General features: G+C 41.6%; 16 protein-coding genes. 14 read left to right on the plus strand and 2 right to left on the minus strand.

The window, feature by feature from the left end:
• Positions 1 to 3: 3 nt before the first annotated feature.
• Positions 4 to 843 (minus strand): metallophosphoesterase, encoded by an 840-nt coding sequence (locus JYB65_RS01080; RefSeq protein ID WP_206580734.1) that lies wholly within the window; start codon positions 841 to 843, stop codon positions 4 to 6.
• 330 nt (positions 844 to 1,173) lie between these two features.
• On the opposite strand from JYB65_RS01080, the gene JYB65_RS01085 reads away from it, so the two are divergent.
• From JYB65_RS01085 to JYB65_RS01105, 5 genes are all read left to right on the plus strand, one after another.
• A complete protein-coding gene (locus JYB65_RS01085; protein WP_206580735.1) occupies positions 1,174 to 1,557 on the plus strand; it encodes a BMC domain-containing protein in 384 nt (127 codons plus the stop codon).
• A gap of 7 nt (positions 1,558 to 1,564) precedes the next feature.
• Positions 1,565 to 2,044, plus strand: a complete 480-nt coding sequence (locus tag JYB65_RS01090) for a EutP/PduV family microcompartment system protein (RefSeq protein ID WP_206580736.1) — start codon at positions 1,565 to 1,567, stop codon at positions 2,042 to 2,044.
• A 92-nt stretch (positions 2,045 to 2,136) separates the two neighbouring features.
• Complete coding sequence (locus JYB65_RS01095; protein ID WP_206580737.1) at positions 2,137 to 3,498, plus strand: aminoacetone oxidase family FAD-binding enzyme; 1,362 nt, start codon at positions 2,137 to 2,139, stop codon at positions 3,496 to 3,498.
• A complete protein-coding gene (locus tag JYB65_RS01100) occupies positions 3,491 to 5,020 on the plus strand; it encodes an NAD(P)/FAD-dependent oxidoreductase (protein WP_206580738.1) in 1,530 nt (509 codons plus the stop codon). The genes JYB65_RS01095 and JYB65_RS01100 overlap by 8 nt, the downstream gene beginning before the upstream one ends.
• A gap of 78 nt (positions 5,021 to 5,098) precedes the next feature.
• The gene (locus JYB65_RS01105) at positions 5,099 to 6,646 is read left to right on the plus strand and encodes a glycoside hydrolase family 26 protein (RefSeq protein WP_206580739.1); all 1,548 of its coding nucleotides are present in this window, start codon (positions 5,099 to 5,101) and stop codon (positions 6,644 to 6,646) included.
• A gap of 118 nt (positions 6,647 to 6,764) precedes the next feature.
• Here JYB65_RS01105 and gpmI read toward each other — a convergent pair whose 3' ends face one another.
• Complete coding sequence (gene gpmI, locus JYB65_RS01110) at positions 6,765 to 8,291, minus strand: 2,3-bisphosphoglycerate-independent phosphoglycerate mutase (protein ID WP_206580740.1); 1,527 nt, start codon at positions 8,289 to 8,291, stop codon at positions 6,765 to 6,767.
• 354 nt (positions 8,292 to 8,645) lie between these two features.
• On the opposite strand from gpmI, the gene JYB65_RS01115 reads away from it, so the two are divergent.
• The 9 genes from JYB65_RS01115 (at position 8,646) to JYB65_RS01155 (ending at position 19,551) form a co-directional block, all read left to right on the plus strand.
• On the plus strand, positions 8,646 to 10,244 hold the full coding sequence (locus tag JYB65_RS01115) for a putative polysaccharide biosynthesis protein (RefSeq protein ID WP_206580741.1): 1,599 nt from the start codon (positions 8,646 to 8,648) through the stop codon (positions 10,242 to 10,244).
• A gap of 51 nt (positions 10,245 to 10,295) precedes the next feature.
• Complete coding sequence (gene addA, locus JYB65_RS01120; protein ID WP_206580742.1) at positions 10,296 to 13,871, plus strand: helicase-exonuclease AddAB subunit AddA; 3,576 nt, start codon at positions 10,296 to 10,298, stop codon at positions 13,869 to 13,871.
• Positions 13,872 to 13,984: 113 nt separating this feature from the next.
• Entirely contained in the window at positions 13,985 to 14,155 is a 171-nt protein-coding gene (locus JYB65_RS01125; RefSeq protein WP_206580743.1) for a hypothetical protein, read from the plus strand.
• Between the two features lie 66 nt (positions 14,156 to 14,221).
• A complete protein-coding gene (gene pyrB, locus JYB65_RS01130; RefSeq protein WP_206580744.1) occupies positions 14,222 to 15,148 on the plus strand; it encodes an aspartate carbamoyltransferase in 927 nt (308 codons plus the stop codon).
• Between the two features lie 20 nt (positions 15,149 to 15,168).
• A complete protein-coding gene (locus JYB65_RS01135) occupies positions 15,169 to 15,600 on the plus strand; it encodes an aspartate carbamoyltransferase regulatory subunit (RefSeq protein WP_206580745.1) in 432 nt (143 codons plus the stop codon).
• A 1-nt stretch (position 15,601) separates the two neighbouring features.
• Positions 15,602 to 16,873 (plus strand): dihydroorotase, encoded by a 1,272-nt coding sequence (locus JYB65_RS01140; protein WP_206580746.1) that lies wholly within the window; start codon positions 15,602 to 15,604, stop codon positions 16,871 to 16,873.
• A 29-nt stretch (positions 16,874 to 16,902) separates the two neighbouring features.
• Positions 16,903 to 17,805, plus strand: a complete 903-nt coding sequence (pyrF, locus tag JYB65_RS01145) for an orotidine-5'-phosphate decarboxylase (RefSeq protein ID WP_206580747.1) — start codon at positions 16,903 to 16,905, stop codon at positions 17,803 to 17,805.
• A gap of 14 nt (positions 17,806 to 17,819) precedes the next feature.
• On the plus strand, positions 17,820 to 18,626 hold the full coding sequence (locus JYB65_RS01150) for a dihydroorotate dehydrogenase electron transfer subunit (protein ID WP_206580748.1): 807 nt from the start codon (positions 17,820 to 17,822) through the stop codon (positions 18,624 to 18,626).
• Positions 18,619 to 19,551, plus strand: coding sequence for a dihydroorotate dehydrogenase (locus tag JYB65_RS01155; RefSeq protein ID WP_206580749.1), 933 nt, complete (start codon positions 18,619 to 18,621; stop codon positions 19,549 to 19,551). Before JYB65_RS01150 ends, JYB65_RS01155 begins: the two co-directional genes overlap by 8 nt.
• The last annotated feature ends 41 nt before the right edge of the window (positions 19,552 to 19,592 follow it).

The following is a 19,592-nucleotide window of genomic DNA, read 5'->3' on the forward strand; positions in this document are numbered from 1 at the left end:
TTTTTACGGTCGCAATGTAATAAAAGTAACATCTGGAGGTGCCATGAATCGGAAAGGCAGTTTGGTCATACCAACTCCGGAAGTAACGTAGAGCTGTGTGGAAGCCTTGTTGTCAAACTCAAATAAACCTTTTACATAATGCTCGCCGTATGGCGGAAGGAATTTGTCCGTATAGCCTGGGAGATTAATCTGTCCGCCGTGGGTGTGACCGGAAATCATCAGGTTGGTGTTATAATCAAGCATCTGATCGACCACATCCGGTTCATGACATAAGATAATATTATAATAGTCTTCACGTCCCCAACTAGCCATCTCGGGATTGCCGCTTCCGATAACAATATCGTCAATACCGATCAGTGCAAGATGCAGCTGGTCAAAGGGAACATACTCATCTTTTAAAACCGTGAAACCTGCTTGCGTCATAATTCCTTCGTATTTCCATTCTGCACCGCCGCCGTAATCATGATTTCCATATACGGCAAATTTTCCGAGAGGTGCTTTTAACCCGGACAGACTGTTTATGATCTCATCAATATCTCCGGTATATTGATCGTAATAATCAATTAAATCGCCGGCAAAAAAGATCATATCCGGGGAACTGCCGTCAATGATTGAAACGACGTTCTGGAAATCATCAACTGTATACCAATCACTAAAGTGTGTATCCGAAAAAATGGCAATTTTTAAGCCGGATTCATTTGATGTTAGTTGTTTTGCATCCAACGTCAGATTAATCGTCTTTAAGTGATAGGGCTCCACATACCGAGCATAGGCCACCCCTATACCGATCAGGATAATGAATAGTATGAGAAGATTAAAGAAATATTTTATAAATTTAAACATTTGATATGTTATCTCCTAATATAACTTGAAAGTCTTTGATAAGAATTTTAGGTCAAATTTAATGCTATCATTCTATTATATAGCATCATTAGCTTAAACATGATAACATGAAAATGTTGGAATGGCAAAATAATTTTTTCTGTTATGTGAATAACTAATATAGGCAGTTATTGAATCCGTAAAGCGGTAAGAATTTGCATTTTTATAATGTATCATTTTATGATATAATGAACGCAATGGATTAAATTCAGCGTTGCTGTAAGGAAGCGTAAAAAGGATTTTACCCTTTTAGATCATATATATGACTGGCAAAAAGATGGAGGAAAAAAGATGGACATCAGAGATTTACTACCGGAAGATTCAGAAGGAAGACTTCGTATTATACAGGAAAGCGTGCCCGGAAAACAGATTTCTTTAGCGCACATTATAGGAGGCCCAAGACCGATTGTTTATAAAAAATTAGGTTTGAATCCAGATATTGACTTTGATAATTCGGCTATTGGAATCTTAAATGTAACACCGCCGGAATCGGCAGTTATTGCGAGCGATATCGCTATTAAAGCAGGTGACGTCTATTTAGGTTTTGTGGATCGATTCAGCGGTACATTGATTATAACCGGAAGACTTTCGGAAGTGGAAACAGCCATGGAAGAGATCGTTTCCTATTTTAAAAATGAATTAGAATTTGCTGTGTGCAGAATAACAAGAAGGTAAAAGCATTATGAAAAAAATTATGCTTGTTGGCCGCAGTGAGTCTGGGAAGACCACATTAACACAAGCTTTAAAGGGAGAAAAAATTACTTATCATAAAACACAATATGTCAATCATTATGATGTGATTATAGATACGCCGGGAGAATATGCAGAAACGAATACATTGGCGGGAGCATTGGAAATTTATTCTTATGAAGCAGACATCATTGGTCTGCTGCTGAGTGCTATTGAGCCTTATTCTCTGTATCCGCCTTGTGTGTGTGCGATTGCAACAAGGGAAGTAATCGGTATCGTAACTAAAATAGATCATAAAGAAGCAAATGCAAAACAGGCAGAAGAGTGGCTTCGCCTGGCGGGCTGTGAAAAAATCTTCTGGGTCAGCTCTTATATGGGAGAAGGCATTTCAGATCTTTTGGAATATTTGAAAGAAGAGGGTGACGTGCTCCCTTGGGAAGAAGCGAAAGCACAAGATGATATATTAACGTAGCGGCATGAAATCGTTTCAACGATCGCTCTTATGTGAGCTTTAAATATAAAAGAGCTTTTGAAATTTTTGTGAAGGGTAGAGTATAAAAAACAATGGAATCGACGAGACCAAAACGAAATAAAGACAAAAGGCAGAACGATTATAATGCACCCCTTTCGCAGATAAGAGCAAGCTATGATATTTGTATCATTGGAGGAGGAGTTTCGGGAATGACGGCCGCAATTGTCGCGGCAGAAACCCACCCGAAGGCTTCCGTTTGCATTTTGGAAAAAAAAGAAACATTGGGGAAAAAGCTATTGGCCACCGGTAACGGGCGGTGCAATATCACGAACAATCAATGTGAAGATTTTGAGCTTACGGAACAATTTTTATATCAGCATGGCATATGGATAAAACACGAAGCAGAAGGCCGTATGTATCCGAAAAGTGAACAAGCGGCTTCGGTTTTAGAGCTTCTGGAATCTCAGCTTAAATTGCTCGGCATTGAAGTGATTGTGGGAGCCAACGTGATTTCAGCAGTAAAAGCACCGAAACATCTCCATTTTGCTGGTGCAAAAGAACTTGAAACAGAATTTATTTTGACGGTTGAGCAGTCTGAAAAGCAACGAACGACAACTTGCAAAAAGCTGTTGATCGCGTCAGGAGGAAAAGCTGCACCTCAATTTGGTACAACAGGGGATGGCTACGGTTTTGCGAGGAATTTAGGCCACGAGGTCGTAAAGATAGCCCCTGCCTTAATGCCTATTTGTTGTGAAGGAATTAAAAAAGACCTGAAGGGTGTAAGGGCAAAGGGTAAGGTCACTTTATTAAAAAACGGACAACATGTTGTGGAAGAACTTGGAGAAGTGCAATTTACCGAAGACGGACTTTCGGGAATTTGCATTTTTAATGTAAGCAGATACTTAAAACTGGAAGAGCAGGAATTGACAGGAATGAATGGTTCTCTTGAACAGGCTTTTCGGCAATATGAAATAGAGCTTGATTTTGCTTCGGAGACGGAGCACGAGGAACTTGAAAAGCTATTGCTGGACAGAAAAAAAATAATGGCGGGATTACCGGCAATGGGCATACTTCTTTCCTTGGTGCCTGCGGCTTTGGCTGAAACTATTCTAAGTAAAGCAGGAGTTCAAAATCAGGAAGAGTTGACTATAGAGTACCTTTCGGAGTCTCAGATTAAAAAACTGACAGAAGAATTGAAAAAAAGCAGATATACCGTCATCGGAGGGAAAGGCTGGAAATTCGCTCAATGTACTTCGGGCGGGGTATCTCTTCAGGAAATACATCTTGAATCAATGGAGTCCAAGCTTGTGCAGGGCTTATTCTTTGCAGGTGAGGTCGTAGACTATGACGGACCTTGCGGAGGATATAATTTGCAGCATGCATGGATGACAGGAATCAAGGCTGGTAGGGGAATGGCGCAAGAGATTCATAAGAATGGGGGATTAGATGTATAGAATCAGTCAAATTAAGTTAGATGTCGGAGAAAAGACCTCCGCACTTCCTCAAAAAATCTTAAAAAAGATTGGGAGCAGTGCAGGTCAGATTACCGAGTATCGAATTGTAAAAGAATCCATTGATGCAAGAGACAAGGGTGACATCAAATTGGTTTATACAGTGGATTTTGAGGTGTCGGGAGATGGCTCAGCGCTCAAATTGGAATCGGCACCAAAAACCGAATATCAGTATGTGGAGTCAGGAAACCGTACGTTGAATCATCGGCCGGTTATAGTAGGGTTTGGTCCCTGCGGAATGTTTGCTGCGTTGATATTGTCGGAAATGGGTTATAAACCTCTGGTCATAGAAAGAGGAAATCCGGTAGAAAAGCGAGTCCAAGATGTGGAACGCTTTTGGAAAGAGGGACTTCTCAATGAAGAATCCAATGTCCAATTCGGAGAAGGAGGAGCAGGAACTTTTTCCGACGGGAAATTGACTACGCAGATAAAGGATAGTCGAATTCGCAAAGTACTGGAAGAATTGGTGGCTGCCGGCGGCGGAGAAGAGATTTTATATAAACAAAAACCGCATATTGGAACAGATGTATTAAGAACAGTGGTACTCCATATCCGAAAGAAGATTCTTGAAAGGGGCGGGGAAATCCGATTTGCTTCGAAACTTACCAATATTAAATTGATAGACGGCGCAGTAGCAGGAGTAGAAATCAACGGTCAGGAATGGATTGAAACAGAAAATCTTGTGTTGGCCATAGGACATAGTGCCCGAGACACGTTTAGAGTATTGAATGAGCTTGGGTTTGAAATGGTTCAAAAGCCGTTTTCAATAGGCGTTCGAATTGAACATCCTCAAGAACAAATCAATAAAGCACAGTATGGTAAAGCCTTTGAAAAGTTAGGGGCGGCCGATTATAAACTTTCTCACCGATGTGGAAACGGCAGAGGTGTCTATACTTTTTGCATGTGCCCGGGGGGAGAGGTTATTATTGCGTCTTCACAAGATGGGCGGGTGGTTACCAATGGCATGAGTTATCATGACCGAGATGGAAAATACGCCAACAGTGCATTACTGGTTGATGTAAGGACAGAGGACTTTGGCTCCTCTCATCCGCTTGCCGGGGTAGAATTTCAAGAGAAATATGAAAAAAAAGCTTTTGAAGAGGGCGGAAGAAATTATAAAGCGCCAAAGGCACTTTGGAGAGATTTTGTTCAAGAATCGGAAGAAGGAAAACATGTGAGAAACAGTTTGCCTGAATTCGCGGTAGAAGCGTTGTTGGAAGCGATGCCTTATCTGGGGCGGAAGCTGAAAGGATTTGATGCAGAGAATGCCATATTGACTGCGGTGGAGACCAGAAGCTCCTCTCCGGTTCGGATCATTCGAGATGAACAGATGCAGAGTAAATATAAAGGCATTTATCCGGCAGGAGAAGGCGCAGGCTACGCAGGTGGTATTACTTCGGCCGCTGTTGACGGAATTAGGATAGCGGAACAAATCGTTTCGCGTTACAAACCTTTTGATGAGTAAAGGGATTTCATATTTATATAAACCATTAGGGGTTACAAATGAAACTAGAGAAATATGCTTGAGAGGAGAAGAGGAAATTTGAAAAAAATAATAGCAGTTATGATTGGGCTAGTAATGATGTTTAGTACAGCTGCAACAGTTTTCGCAGCAGAGGGCACCCCGGCACAATATAGTCTGACCGATACGGGGACCTATGACTACTTTACGAATTACGTAGACGGATATAGTTTGTATATCGACAAAAATATGAAGGTTGATATGAGCTATTCCAGTGTAGGAACTATGCTAGAAAATAGCAATAAAAGAATTGAAATCTATAAACAAAGTTTAAGCGGTACAAGTAAGACAGGATATATTAATTATTCGAATAAATTTTTATCAAACACAGCGGATCACCATCTGGAATACGAAGGCGTGCAGACCATGAATGGTTATAATGCCAATATTGTTGTTTGGAATAGAGACAAGCTGTCAAGGGTAGATAATGATATGAATTATTACCTTTGCATGGATGTTCAGATAGGCAGTTATTGTTATACATTTTTTATAAAGTCGACTGACCCGATTGGCATGATGGGCGGTTATACATACTTGCTGGATGCTTTCTCAACGTTTACTCCGACGATGGCTCCTTATACGCGGGTATCACAAGCAGTCGATGTAGATGATAAGAATTGGAACGATGAAACGAAAGAATTTTATAATAAATACTTTGGTTTAGATTCCGAATTGACTTGGGGAATTTTTGAACCACAGACCGCAGGCTATGATTACACCATGTTGGACTATTATGAGAATTATTTCGAATATGAATTCCCGATCTTATTGAATTACAGTGAATTCACCAATAAGACCGCGCATCCGGATTTAAAGCAACGGCTAGACACGGCATATGCGAATGGAAAGGCGTTGGAGCTGACTTTACAGACTAATTGGCAGGCAGACGGAAACATGGTATACGACATCTTAGACGGTGAATACGATGATTTTCTATCCAATTATGCACAGGTGGTAGCGGAATTTGGGCATCCTGTTTTATTCCGATTAGGAAATGAGATGAATGGAGATTGGTGTCCGTATTCCAGTTATAATACCTCCAGAGATACGATGATCTATAAGGAATTTTATAAATATGTATACAGTTTCTTTGAACAAGAGGGTGCACAAAATGTAATATGGATTTGGAATCCAAACTGCGCTTCCTTTCCCGGCTTCAATTGGAATCATGAACTCATGTATTATCCGGGAGACGAATATGTGGATGTTATTGGTATGACGGCATATAATACGGGGACTTACTATGCTTCTTCCGGTGAAAAATGGCATGAATTTGACGAACTCTACAATAACTTGTATTATACCTATTCCAGCCGATATCAGCAGCCCCTTATGATTACGGAGTTTGCCTCGGCTAGCATGGGAGGAGATAAAAACCAATGGGTTATCGATATGTTTAATACCATCTCCCATTATAACCGAATTAAAGTAGCTGTTTGGTGGGACGGTTGTGATTGGGATAAAGATGGGAATGTCGCACGTTCTTATATAATGGACGAATCGGTTTCCTTACTGGATATCTTTAAAAAATACTTGAAAGAACCTTGGTATAGAGGTACGTATGCATAAAAAAGGTGGCTTTACCACTCCGCTAGGAAACGTTATTTCCTATTGAATAAAAAATAGCAAGCATGACTAATGAATTCATCAGTTGTGCTTGCTTTTTATATACAAAAATCGCTTTATATTATTTTATCAGACTCTTTCCAGTCATTTCTTTAGGAATTGGCAATCCCATCAAATCAAGTAAAGTAGGAGCTAAGTCTGCTAAAATACCGCCATCCTTAAGAGGGATGGGGTGTTTTGAAATATGAACCAGCGGAACTTGGTTTAAGGAATGAGCCGTAACGATACAACCATTTTCGTCCAGCATGCAGTCTGCATTTCCATGATCGGCAGTCAGAAGGACTTGTCCGTTTTTAGCAAGAATAGCATCTACCACTTGAGGCACACATTGATCCAATGCTTCAATCGCTTTTCTGGCGGCCTCAAACACACCAGTATGACCGACCATATCCGCGTTGGCGAAGTTTAAAATAATGACGTCATATTTATCGGTTTGAATCTGTTCAATCACTTTCTTTGTTAATTCATAGGCGCTCATCTCCGGTTGAAGATCGTAAGTTGCCACCTTCGGAGAAGGCACAAGGATTCGGTCTTCTCCTTTATTTGGTGCTTCGATACCTCCGTTAAAGAAGAAGGTGACGTGAGCATATTTTTCCGTTTCTGCAATTCGAAGCTGTTTAAGATTTAACTCAGACAAGTATTCACCCAATGTATTATCTAAGGACTGCGGAGGAAAGGCAACCAATACATTTGGCATTTCGGCATCGTACTGCGTCATGCAAACATAGCAAAGGTTTTGAATTGTTTTCTTCCTCTCGAATCCATCAAAATTCTCCGAAACAAAGGCGCGCGTAATTTCTCTGGCTCTGTCCGGCCTGAAATTAAACATGATGACCGCATCATTATCTTGTACGGGTCGGGTTTCAGCTATTACGGTAGGCGTGACGAATTCATCGTTTTCACCTCTTTGGTAAGCAGCTTGCACTGCCAGCGTAGCGGAATCTGCATAAAGCCCTTCTCCGAGTGCTATGGCGTCATAGGCCTTGACTACTCGTTCCCATCTATTATCTCTGTCCATACCATAATATCTGCCGGCAATGGTGGCAAGTTTGCCAAGTCCGAGCTGATTGATATGAGCTTCAAGCAGTGCAATGTATATGAGTGTGCACTGAGGGGGGACATCTCTGCCATCCAATAAACCGTGAATGTATACTTGTGTAATGCCTTTATTCTTCGCCATATCAAGTAGGGCAAGTAAATGTCCGATATGACTGTGAACACCACCATCTGATAAAAGTCCCAGCAAGTGCAGTGCGGAGCCGTGACTCAATGCATGATCCATTGCTTGATTTAATGCTGCATTCTCAAAAAAGCTCCCCTCTTTTATTGCTTTCGTTATTTTGGTAAGTTCTTGATAAACAATTCTTCCGGCACCGATATTAAGATGACCGACTTCAGAATTTCCCATTTGACCTTCAGGAAGCCCTACATCCAGACCGCAAGCCTTAAGGGTAGTATGGGGATACGTATCAAAAATCTTATCGAGGTGCGGCTTATGGGCGGCAGCAATGGCATTGCCGTGTGTGTTTTTATTAATACCGAAACCATCTAGAATCATCAGCATGGTTGGTCTTGCAAATTTATTCATGTTTAAGCCCTCGTACTAATTATTATTTAATAGTTTTATCTTTATATAAGGTTTAGTATAACAAATTTCACAAAGAAAACATATACACAAAAGTGTTTTTTTTGGTATAATAAATGCTGAAACAATTAAATAAGTACATATACTTATTTCACATAATGTCAAAGGTAATGAACTATTTCTTTAGGGACTGCTTGTATGGTATAATAATCGCATATTTAACAAACGGTGACTGTGATTATTATATATTTTGAGTGCCCTGCGATTTTTTCGGCTATTCTAATTTGGGCCGAAAACGCAGATAGCGAATTAGAAGTGACATACGACTTTTATGAACATACAGAAAGAGGCTATTGGATGAGTAAAAAATCATTTTTAAAAGGTGCGGCAATATTGGGGGTTGCCGGACTGATGGTGCAAGTAATGGGCGCCATTTTTAGAATTCCGCTTGGAAATATTATAGGGGACGAGGGTATGGGTTATTACCAGACAGCGTACCCTATTTATGTGTTTCTGCTCGTATTTTCCACGAATGGAGCGCCGGCTGCTATCTCCAAAATGACATCGGAGCGCATTGCAATCGGAAGGCATGATGAAGCTCATAGAGTGTTTAAACTTTCTTTTATTTTAATGTTTTTATTAGGCATTATCGCCTCCTCCATATTTTTCTTTGGAGCAAAACAGATTGTATCGTTACTGGGTAACCCGGGAGCGTATCTGGCGATGCTTTCCATCGCACCGGCACTTTTATTCGTGCCAATAATGGCGGTATTTAGAGGGTATTTCCAAGGGATGCAGGAAATGGGCCCTACCGCAACTTCTCAGTTAATCGAACAGGCCGTTCGCGTATCGATCGGATTGGTTTTAGCGGTGATTCTCTTACCAAAAGGTCTGGAATATGCGGCTGCGGGGGCAACGGTTGGGACAAGCATTGGCCCGATTGCAGGTGTGATAACGCTTGCCATTATCTACTTAATAAAAAAACACAAATTAAATTTAGCCAATAAGAGTGACGCTTCGGATCAAGAAAGTGCAAGAAGCATTTTAAAGACCCTGGCGGCGATTGCAATTCCCATTACGATAGGAGTTTCTATTCTTCCTATTATGAATATCGCGGATGTTGTGATCATCATGCGGAGACTTCAGGCGGTTGGATTCACAGCAAAAGAAGCCAATGCATTGTACGGTCAGCTGACCGGAATGGCAGGGCCTGTCATTAATATTCCAATGGCTTTGGCACTTTCTATGGCACTTTCTATGGTGCCGGCTATTGCCGCAGCAAAAAGCATCAATGATATCCCTTTCTTAAAAATGAATGTTCGCTTGGGACTTAGAACGGCCATGATTATCGGCGTTCCTTGCACATTTGGGTTAATGGCTTTGGCTGAACCAATTATGAAGCTGATTTATCCGCTGCAGGCAGAAAGTGCGGTGAGTTCTGCCGGATGTTTATTCTACCTTGCCATCGGTATTGTATTTCTTTGCATTGCTCAAACCATGGCCGGTACACTGCAAGGTCTAGGAAAGCCAGGGGTTGCTGTGTGGGGACTGTTCGTTGGATTTATTGTAAAATGTGTCTTTACCTATGTATTGACAGGAATACCGGAACTCAATGTAGAAGGGGCAGCGATTGCAAGTACATTAGCATATATTACGATTGGCATGATAAATTTTATCGCTGTGAAAAAAATCACCGGTATCAATTTTGATTTGAAACTGTCGGTGTTTAAACCGTTGATATGCGGCATCGTTATGTTTGTTTTAGTGATTGCGGCCTATAAGGGATCAGCGGGCTTCTTGGGAAATAGTTTATCAACAGTTGTTTCCATTGGTATAGGTGCTTGTGTTTATGGTGTTATGCTATTGAAAATCAGAGCGATTGAAGCGAGCGAAGTGGAATTGCTTCCAAAGGGAACTGTCCTTGTTAAAATTCTAAAAAAATGTAAATTAGTATAATAAATTAAAATGCATAAGTAGCTCGTATCTGTTATTTGAAGGGAAAAGAACATGAAGTGGACTGAAAAACAACAGGAAGCTATTGACTTGAGAGAAAAAAATATGCTGGTTGCAGCAGCGGCAGGCTCCGGGAAAACGGCTGTTTTGGTGGAACGAATAAAACAGCTCTTGATTTGTGATGGAGTTTCCATTGATGAAATGTTAGTGGTTACGTTCACCAATGCAGCAGCAGCAGAAATGCGCGAAAAGATCGTAAAGGCTGTTACTTTTGAATTGGAAAACAATTCAAAAGAAGCAGCTTTTTTGCGCAGACAACTGAATCTTTTATACAAAGCCAATATCAGTACCTTCCATTCCTTTGCGTTGGAAGTGATTCGACGTTTTTTCTATATTATCAATATCGATCCGAATTTTAAAATTTGTGATGAAGCCGAGCAAATTCTTCTTCAAAGTCAGGCGATGGATAATTTGTTTGAAGAGATGTTTGACTCTGAGGATGAAGCATTCATCGACTTTCTCAATCGGTATGCGACCAGCAAAAATGAAGATGCAGTCAAAGAGATGATTCTGGAAGTGTATTCCACCATCCAAAGTGTTCCGAATCCTTGGCAATGGCTGGAAGAGCATGTGCAGCTTTTTCAGCTTTCAAAAGATGAATTTATGCGCTCAGAAATTTATGCAGAGCTGAGAGAATCCATAGAAAATGACCTAAGCATTGCGTATGACTCCTATGAAAAATCCATTGACTTATTGGAAGAAGCCGGAGCGGTTGCATTGGCTCAAAAGTTCAGACCGGATTTGGAAAATATAGAGCAGGCATTGTCGGTGGCAAGAGAAAAAGGATTGGATGAGTTGGCCAGTATTCTTTCCGGAATTACTTATACGAGAATGGTGTCGACCAAAGCAGAAAAAGAGGCACTGGATTCCGTTAAAGAAACGGTGAATGGTTATCGAGAACGCTGTAAGGAGGCGATTAAGAAAATACAAGACCATTATTGTTCTCAACCTTTTGAAGATTTGATGGCGGATATGAATGAAGTGTACCCGCAAGCAGTAACTTTATCGAATTTGGTAAAACGGTTTCATGAATTATACCGTGAAGAAAAGCAAGAAAAGAAACTGATTGACTTTAACGACATCGAGCATTTTGCACTCGAAATCCTTTCGGATGAAAAAGCAGCGGCCGAATATCGGGATAAGTTTAACTATATTTTCATTGATGAATATCAGGACAGTAATGCTGTTCAAGATACCTTGATCGCATGCATAAAGCGAGAAAATAACGTTTTCATGGTCGGAGATGTAAAACAGAGTATTTATAAATTCCGATTGGCAGAGCCCGAAATTTTTATGGAGAAATACGAACTTTATAAAAATCCGGAACGTGTTCATGATGCGAAGATTGACTTAAACATTAATTTCAGAAGTAAAAGGAATGTGATAACAGCCGTCAATGATCTGTTTTCCAAATTAATGAACGGATATGATGATGCTGCATCGCTGCACAAAGGGGTGGCTTATGAAGGAGCGCTTGATTATCCGGTAGAGCTTCATCTGGTGGATCAAAAGATTCAAGAGGATATGGAGGTCGAAGAAGAGATAAAAGAGCTGAAAGCAGCGGAAATGGAGGCTCATGTAGCGGCTAGTCTTATCAAAGATGCGCTGGGAAAACCGATATTTGACGCGAAAATAGGAGCGGAACGACCGCTGACGAAGCGAGATATTGTTATCCTGATGCGAAGCCAGAAGAACTATGCAGATAAATTTCAGCAAGTTTTAACGGAGCAGGATATTCCTTCTCATATCAATGATAGCGACGGCTATTTTGACACCCTTGAAATAGAAATTATTTTAAATCTATTGCGTGTAATAGATAACAGAAAGCAGGATATTCCGTTGATTAGTGTGCTGCATTCTTCCATTATGGGATTTAGCACGAAAGAACTGACAAAAATTCGAATAGAAAGCAAAACCACCTCTTATTTTGAAGCTTTTGCAAGATATTGTGAAGCAGGTTCCGAAATTGAGCTGAGGCAAAAGTGTCAGGAAACGATGAATAAATTGCTGGAGTGGAAAAAACTGGCGGAGTTTATGCCGCTGGAAGACTTTATCTGGGCACTCATCCGAGATACTGGCTACTTCACGTTTATTGGAGCTTTGCCCTCCGGAAAGCAAAGACAGGCCAACGTACGGGCTTTAATCGACAAGGCCGTTCAATTTCAAACAGCTCAGATGAAGGGCCTTTATGCATTCATCAATTATGTGGATGCAATCAAAAATAAGAAAGTTCCTATGGGACAGGTTACCTTGGTAGGCGAAAATGACGATGTCGTACGCATTATGACCATACATAAAAGTAAGGGGCTGGAGTTCCCCATGGTTCTTGTAGCAGGTCTCGGAAAACGTTTTAACAATGCGAATTCCAGAAAAGCCATATCCCTTCATAAAAATATCGGATTAGGTCTGCGGGTGGTTGACAGAGAAAATCATTGCTACAGAAAAATTCTATTGCAATCAGCCATTGAAGACCGCTGCAAAGCGGAGGATATGGAAGAGGAAGTTCGAATCCTGTATGTTGCTTTTACCAGAGCGCAGGATAAATTAGTGCTGCTCGGCAATGTGAAAGACTTAAATAAATTTAAAGAGGCAAAAGAATGGGAGGAAGAACCTGACATCCTAAGGGCTTCTTGTTACTTAGATATGATTTTTCCTGCTCTGGCAGGCAGTGATATAACGGTTCACTGCCACGATGCGGCGGAACTTTCCGTTACCAGCAAGACAAATCATGACGCGGCGGGACAACTTCGCAAACTGTTTGAACAAAAGGAACCCCTTTCTATATCCGCACAACTTTGGACTCAAGTGGATTTGCAGCTTTCTTTCCAATACGGATATCCTTATGCAAGGCTGCTGAAATCAAAGTTTTCGGTCAGCAAGTTGAACGAGATCAGTGCATTGCTTGAAAAGGAAGATTTGCAGCCTGAGGAATATCAGCAGATGTATTTTGACAGCGATTATCAAACGGCATTGGCGGTTCCTCAATTTGCTGAAATGAAGAAAAAAGGCTTCTCTGCTGCGGAAAGAGGCACCATCCTCCATGAAGTCATGGAACGATGGGACTTTAAAAAGGGCTATGAAATTTGCTGCCAAACAGCGGTAAGTAAGGACAACAACGGTGAGAAAGATGCTGCATGGGTGTATACGGTGGACTTTATTCAACACTTAGAAGACAGGCACATTTTAACAGCAGAAGAAGCAGAGGAAGCGAAAAATAATACGGAATTAATCATCCGGCTCCAACGTTCTGAGCTGGGGATTCGATTGGCTAAAGCAGATGCAATCTTTAGAGAAATACCTTTCAATTTGATGAAGGAGATTCATGGGGAGAAGATCATTGTTCAAGGTATCATTGACTGCTATTTCAGAGAAGGGGATCACTATATTCTGGTGGATTATAAAACCAACCGCATCGAAGAAAGTCCGAATCCTGAAAAAATAGAGCTGTTAAAAGAGCAGTATGAGGAACAGATTGCGCTGTATCGAGAAGCGATAGAAACCATAAGGGGGGTACAGGTCAGCGAGGCATATTTATACATGGTGAATTCAGGAATTATGATTAAATTTTAAAGAACCCTATTGACGCTTTAAAAAAATCATGATAAAATATCGAAGATTTGGGCATGTGAAAGAAAAATCACGAGAATGCAAACGATAGTGTAATGTAGGAAAGGGAGGAAAATATGTTATTATCTTTTGAAAAATATTTGATGGAAGAAAGGGACAGGGCGAAGAGAGAAGAACTTCTGATCGCTTACCCGTCCGTTTTTGAATTAATTTGTTTACTTCCGCTTTCTGGGAATAACGTATCTCTTGATACCGCGAATATGTCCTCAGATGATTGTCTTATTTAATCTTCCTTTTAGGAAGATTTTTTTTATGTGCTAGGAGCTATCCGCTCAACAGGAAAGGAGATTGAAATGTTAAAAGGCAGAAGTTTATTAGAACCAATGGATTTTTCAGTAAGTGAGTTAGAGGAAATCTTTGATTTAGCAGATAGAATTATAGAAAATCCCGTAAAATATGCACATGCTTGTGACGGGAAGTTATTAGCAACCTTGTTTTATGAACCAAGCACAAGAACAAGGTTCAGCTTTGAAGCAGCGATGCTGAGACTAGGGGGGCAGGTAATCGGTTTCTCAGAACCAAACTCCAGCTCTGTCGCAAAGGGAGAAAGCATTGCGGATACCATTAAAACGGTTGCCTGTTATGCAGATTTGGCGGTGATGAGACATCCGAAGGAAGGTGCCCCGAAAGTGGCAGCGCATAGTACGGATATGCCTGTCATTAATGCCGGAGACGGAGGCCATCAGCATCCGACACAAACCTTGACGGATCTGTTGACGATCAGAAGAACGCTGGGAAAAGTGGGGGATATTACGGTTGGCTTCTGCGGTGACCTAAAGTTTGGAAGAACGGTACACTCTCTGATAAAGGCACTTTCCCGCTATAAAGGAATCAAAATTGTGCTTATTTCACCGGAAGAGCTTCGGATTCCGGACTATGTGAGAAAAGAAGTTCTCGTAAAAAACGGGATTGAGTTTGAAGAAGTCAAAAGCATGCAGGAAGCACTTCCTAAGCTGGACGTCCTCTATATGACAAGAGTCCAAAAGGAACGTTTCTTTAATGAAGAGGATTACATTCGTTTAAAAGATACATACATCTTGGATAAGCCAAAGATGAAGCTGGCGAAGGAAAATATGATTGTACTGCATCCGCTGCCAAGAGTAAATGAAATCGCTGTAGAAGTGGATGACGATCCAAGAGCAATGTATTTTGCACAAGCGAAAAATGGAATGTTCGTCAGAATGGCATTGATTATGAAGTTACTCGGGATGGAAGAGTAAAAGGAATAGGAGGGTTTAATATGTTAGTAAATAGTATCGAATGTGGAATCGTAATAGATCATATTACAGCAGGCCTTGGAGCCAAAATACTGGAGTTCTTAGATATTGATTTGAATACAAACACCATTGCTTTTATCATGAACGCATCCAGCAAGAAACATGGAAAAAAGGATATCGTTAAAATTGAGAGGGTAACGGATATTGACTTAACCGTTCTTGGATTGATCGAACCAAATGCAACCGTAAATATCATAAAGGACGGAAAGATCGTAGAAAAGATTGCCTTGGAAGTGCCGAAAACGGTGACGAATGTAATCAAATGCAAGAATCCAAGATGTGTAACGTCCGTAGAAGCAAATGCGCCTCATGTGTTCCATCTGATTGATGAAGAAAACAGAGAATATCGGTGTGAATACTGCGATGAAATTGTATCCATGAAGGGAGAATATTAATATGAGAATACTTGTCAGAAATGGCTTGATTCTTGATCCGGATATAAATTTGCAGGAAATAGGAGATCTTTGGATCGAAAACGGTAAGGTAGTATGCATCAAGACAGCTTCCATATCTGAAGGTGAAATACCGGCAGAGGAAGAAGAGCTAACAATTGATGCCCAAGGGAAATGGGTCGTGCCCGGTTTGATCGATTTGCATGTTCATTTCAGAGATCCGGGATTTGAATATAAAGAAGATATTTTTACAGGCTGTCAGGCAGCGGCAAGAGGCGGATTCACCACCGTTTGCTGCATGCCCAACACAAAACCGGTTATTGATTGTCCGGAAGTCGTGAAATATATTGATGAGAAAGTAGAAAAGGCGAACGGTGTCAATGTGTTGGCGGTAGGAAGTATTACACAAGGCCAAAAAGGAGAAACGCTTGCCGACATAAATGGAATGGCAGAACTTTTAACCAGATCGACGAAGGTGGTGGGTAAAGGAATCTGCGCGGTTAGTGAAGACGGTCGTTCTGTTATGAATGCAAAATTGATGCTGGAAGGAATTCTAGAGGCAAAAGAGAACGGATTAATGGTTTTCTCACATACCGAGGATGATAGTCTGGCAGGAACGAAAATAGGTGAGGAACTGATTGTAGCACGTGATATCATGCTTGCAAAAGAAGCAAAAGCACCGATTCATCTATGCCACATCAGCACAAAAGGCAGTTTGGACATCATTCGTCAAGCGAAGACAGAGGGGGTTCACGTAACGGCAGAGACGGGGCCGCACTATTTTGTTTTCGATCAATCTTGTGTGAATGATGACGGAAATAAGAAGATGAACCCTCCTTTGAGAGATCAGGAGGACGTGGAGGCTGTTATCGACGCTTTAAAGGATGGCACGTTGGATGTGATCGCAACCGACCATGCCCCTCACAGCAGTGAAGAGAAAGACCACGGGTATGAAAAGGCTATGAATGGTGTGGTTGGATTAGAGACCTCCTTTGCGGTGAGTTACACTATGCTTGTGAAGAACGGAATCTTGACGCCATTGGAACTAATTGATAAAATGAGCTGTAAACCCGCTGAAATACTGGGGGCTGACAGAGGAACGTTAGCAGTCGGAAAGACTGCTGACCTGGCGATTATCGATATAGATAAGGAATACGAGATTAAAGCGGAGGACTTTCTGTCTAAGAGCAAAAACTCCCCTTTCTTAGGGCTGAAGGTTTTTGGAAAAGTAGAATATACCATTGTAAATGGACAAATTGTTTATGCGGCACACTAGCCGCATAATTCTTAAAGAGGAGAAAGAGTATGATTGATGCACTGTTAAAGAAGATAGAAGAAATGAACAATCCAACGGTGGTTGGGCTTGACCCGACATTGGACATGATCCCGTCCGGATTAAAAGCAGAAATGATGGAACAATACGGAAAGACGCCAAGAGCTGTTGCGGAAATGTTCTTGACGTTCAACAAGTGCATTATGGATAGTGTTTATGATATCGTGCCGTCCGTGAAGCCTCAAATCGCCATGTATGAAAAGTATGGGCTTGAGGGAATCCGCGCTTATTTGGAAACCATTGAGTATGCAAAGGAAAAAGGGTTGATTGTGATCGGTGATATCAAGAGAGGGGATATTTCTTCTACCGCTGCAGCTTATGCGGCCCATATTGAAGGGACTCAAATTGAAGAGGAATATTTTGACTTGTGGAAAGAGGATTGGGTAACCTTAAATCCGTATCTTGGAATAGATGGTATTCAATCTTTTATTGATGCGTGTAATAAGAAAGACAGAGGAATCTTTGTTTTAGTTAAGACGAGCAATCCTTCCAGCAGCCAGCTACAGGATATCCTGGTCGGTGACAAGACGATTTATGAAACTGTTGCGGAGCTGGTAGAAGAATGGGGCTCGCAATCCATGGGCACGATGGGTTACAGCCGTGTCGGTGCCGTTGTGGGAGCTACTCATAAGGAGCAGGGGGAACAGCTTCGAAAGCGGATGCCGCATACCTTCTTCCTGGTGCCGGGATATGGCGCTCAGGGGGCAACGGGAGCGGATTTAAGAGGGTTTTTTGATAAAGAGGGTAAAGGATGTATCGTGAATTCCTCTAGAGGAATCATCGCTGCATATAAGAAAAATGAAAAGTTCGGAGAAGATATCGGTGCTGCTGCAAGAGAAGCTGCTTTAGAAATGAAAGCAGACTTACAGTACTAGAATCAGGAGCGAAAATGAAAAAGATTTTAACAGGAAAAATAATAGAACATGTCGAAATCGCAAGCGATGTTTTTAAACTGCAAATTCAGGTTGACTTTGAAGACGTGAAAGCGGGACAGTTTGTTAATATTTATCTGGATGACAAAAGCATGCTGCTGCCAAGACCGATCAGCATCTGTATGGCGGACAAGGATTCCATAACGATCGTTTATCGGATAGCCGGAAAGGGAACAACAGAACTCTCTACGTATGCAGTAGGTACAGTTATCAGAGTGAGCACACCCCTTGGAAACGGATACTTTATCGATGGTACGGCACTGGGCGGCAAGACGGAGACTTATGCCGACAGAAAGGTTGCGGTTGTTGGAGGAGGCATCGGGGTTCCTCCGATGGTACTGCTTGCAAAAAAATTGAAAGAAAAAGGCGCACTGGTGACTGCAGTAGTAGGATTTCAGGCCGAGCCTTTCTTAATAGAAGAGTTAAAGCTGTATTGTGAAAAGATTTATGTGGCTACCGACAACGGCAGCGTTGGTTTTCACGGAAATGCGGTGCAGTTGATTCAGAAAGAGGCCATAGAAGCGGATGAATTTTTCTCTTGCGGACCGAAGGTAATGCTAAAAGCTTTAAGTAAGCTTTGTACGGAAAAGGCGATTCCCTGTCAAGTGTCTTTGGAAGAGCGAATGGGCTGCGGTTACGGTGCTTGCGTCGGTTGTACCTGCAAAATAAAAGTGCAGACAGAAAACGGTGTAGAAATACAGCAAAAGGGAGTTTGCAAGCATGGACCTGTATTCTTCGGAGAGGAGGTAGCTTGGGATGAATAATGTAAAACTGAGTGAGAAAGACTTGGATTTAAGCGTGAATTTTGCCGGAGTTCTTTTAAAGAATCCGATTACCACAGCTTCCGGCACATTTTCTGCCAGAGAAAGCGGGGAGTTTTACGATATCAGCCAATTGGGGGCCGCGATTACAAAGGGTGTGGCTTCGGAACCGTGGGCGGGAAATCCTACTCCTCGAATTGCCGAAACCTACGGCGGTATGCTAAATGCTGTAGGCTTGCAGAATCCGGGGGTGGATTCTTTTATTGAAAATGAACTGAGTTATTTGAAAAATTTCGATACGAAAGTGATCGCCAATGTAGCAGGAAGAACCATCGAAGAATATTGCGCGGTAGTGGAGAAATTAAATGATACAGATGTTGCAATGATGGAAGTCAATATTTCCTGCCCCAATGTCAAGAAGGGAGGGATCGGATTCGGAACGAATCCGTTGATGGCTGCTGAAGTGACGAAAGCCGTTAAAGCCATTGCCAAAAAGCCGATCATCATCAAATTGACGCCGAATGTAACAGACATTACTGAAATCGCAAAAGCAGTGGAAGCGGAAGGAGCAGATGCCGTTTCCCTAATCAATACCCTGCTCGGAATGAAAATTGATGTGCAACGAAAAAAAGCTATTTTGGCCAATATTATGGGAGGCTTTTCAGGACCTGCGATTAAGCCGGTGGCCGTAAGGATGGTCTATCAGGTGCGACGTGCAGTTAACATTCCGATTCTAGGGCTTGGCGGAATCATGACCGGAGAAGATGTGGCGGAATTCATCATGGCAGGAGCAGATGCCGTTTCTGTTGGTACAGCTGCGTTAGTGAACCCGACGGCGCCCATCGATATTCTGCAAGAGTTAAAACAGTATATGATGGAGCAAGGCTTCAAGACGATAGGAGAAATCCGCGAAGCATTTACGGAATAATTTACGAATGCAACATAAAAATGTTTCATAAAAAGTGAAAC

It is taken from the genome of Clostridium aminobutyricum, assembly GCF_017255415.1.
GTDB lineage: Bacteria > Bacillota > Clostridia > Peptostreptococcales > Anaerovoracaceae > Aminipila > Aminipila aminobutyrica.